This is a genomic window from Moorena sp. SIO4A1, assembly GCF_010672065.1.
Taxonomy (GTDB): domain Bacteria; phylum Cyanobacteriota; class Cyanobacteriia; order Cyanobacteriales; family Coleofasciculaceae; genus Moorena.
In genome coordinates this window covers 1-2,034 of sequence record NZ_JAAHHX010000376.1, presented here as the reverse complement: position 1 = coordinate 2,034, position 2,034 = coordinate 1, and the positions used below count along the sequence as shown (strand labels likewise).

The following is a 2,034-nucleotide window of genomic DNA, read 5'->3' as shown; positions in this document are numbered from 1 at the left end:
ATTAAGTTTGAGCTTTGTTGTGATGGATCTCATCTGTGTGTTTTGAGAGTAGACTAGCATACTATAGCAAGTCTTATACCCATGAGGTACAACTCTCTGGGTTCTAGGGAGCCGGGAGCGGGGAGCGGGGAGCCGGGAGCGGGGAGCCGGGAGCCAGGATAAGGGAAGAGGGCAAAAAAAATGTGTACCTCATAGCTATGACGAACGCTATATATAGATAGGCTGCTTAATAACTTTTGGTATCTTATCGTTATTATTTGAGAAAGTCAACACTTTTTTTGTTTTTTTGTACGAAAATAGTTAGAAAGCAGACATGACAAGGGATATAGCTCTCATTTTTCGTATAAAACACTCCTATTCATTAGGATTAATTTTCATTAATTATTGTTTACAATCAATAAGCTTATGACTAAATTTTACCAGGGTAAGCTCATCTAATTTAGTAAAAAAGGTACTTGACAAAAGTATCAAAACAGTATCCTTTATAGCTATCAAGGGACAAAACTTGTAGGCTCTTCCGGATCTGTGGTTGAAAACGTATTAAAAGGCACAAAATCGAAAATCAACGTGGCTGGAACTGGCGGAATTACCTGACATAAGCTTGTCTTATCACCGCAAAGCCGGAAGAGCCAACTTGTAACATATAGTAATCTTAAATCATTTGTAAAATCACTGGAATTATTAACAATAGTTGCAACTACGGTATTACGTGCCTTCTGCCTTCTGCATCCTGCCTTAAAGCAGCCTGACGGGGTGACAACCAAGCCAGAAGCCTTATGGATTGGCAATTAGAGCGACTTGTGGTCAAAAAAATAATGCTGATGGGGTGACAAGGAAGCTAGAAGGTAGACTGAATCAGAGTCATAGTTCTTTAGTTGCCAAATCAAATCCTACTACTTGTTTGGTTTTAGTAATTTTTATACCTCGCCGTAGGCGACGCTTTAGGCCGTAGGCCTCCGCTGCGCGAACGAGCCCCGCGTGGCCGTAGGCCAAACGCGAACGAAGATAAAAAGGTAGTGCGTCAAAGAAGTGTGGGATAGGTGATCAGATCATCCCAATTCCAAGGAGCAGTAGTCAATCCGGCTCTCATGGCAGCAGTATTTTTCTTGCGACTATGAATCCAGATCCAGTTAAAATAGGTGACCACTAATCTTATTGTTGCTTCTGTGTGTTCCCAAACTTTGGCAAATTTATTCTGACGACGATGCCAGCGTCCAGTTTGCTGTCGAAGAATTCCATTAGTTCGTTCTAATTGTTGGGTTTGTTCTTTACCAATTGAGTGTTCTACAACACCAGTAAGAACACGCTCATAACCTCCCCAACCATCTGTATTCCATTGCTGACAACCTGTTTTCCCTTCCGTATTCGCTACTAATTGAGTGATAAATTCGTCAGTATGCTTTCCAACTCTATTGGCTAAAATCAGTCCACTGCCTTGGGCTTGTGTCATCCCCACCCAACAATCTCCCACTATTAATTCGTTTTGCAGACAGTTTTTTTGTTTTTTTGGACAAATGACCAGAACTCATCACTAGCGATTTCCTCAACCTCAACTTGCTGTACTTGCTCGTTGTGAACCATTTGACCTTTAACAGAAGCTTCTCGGATAATGCTAACTACTGTGTTATAAGCAAGATTTGTTATTCGACTTATTCCTCTGAAACTACTTCCTTCTGAATGAGCCTGTAACACCATGCGAATTTGATCTGGCTTAATCTGTCGGCGGTAATAGAGAGTATCAAAAGTCTCCGTAAAACTTTGCTTGCAGGCTGGGCAGTAATATCGTTGACTTCCCTTACTAGTTTTCCCATGCTTATATGTCTTGTGATGACCGCACAGAGTGCATTCCATAGATAGTGATGATTAGTTTTTCCCTTACAATCATATCATTCCCACACTTCTTTGATGCACTACCGCTAAGTGTTCTTTTACAATTCTTATCCAAGATAGCTCAAAGAACTGTAGCCGAAGACACTGCTGCTGGGAACGAAAGGGTAAAATCTCGCCCTGTAAGCCATAGAGGTTAGCTCGAAA

1 protein-coding gene is annotated in these 2,034 nt (G+C 41.3%); it reads right to left on the bottom strand.

The window, feature by feature from the left end; translation table 11 throughout:
* Positions 1-1,021: 1,021 nt before the first annotated feature.
* Positions 1,022-1,851 (bottom strand): IS1 family transposase gene (locus F6K53_RS38460; RefSeq protein ID WP_293085079.1). Its coding sequence is split into 2 segments (ribosomal slippage): positions 1,022-1,507 and positions 1,510-1,851, totalling 828 coding nucleotides; the frame shifts between segments, so codons are not numbered across the junction.
* Between the last annotated feature and the right edge of the window lie 183 nt (positions 1,852-2,034).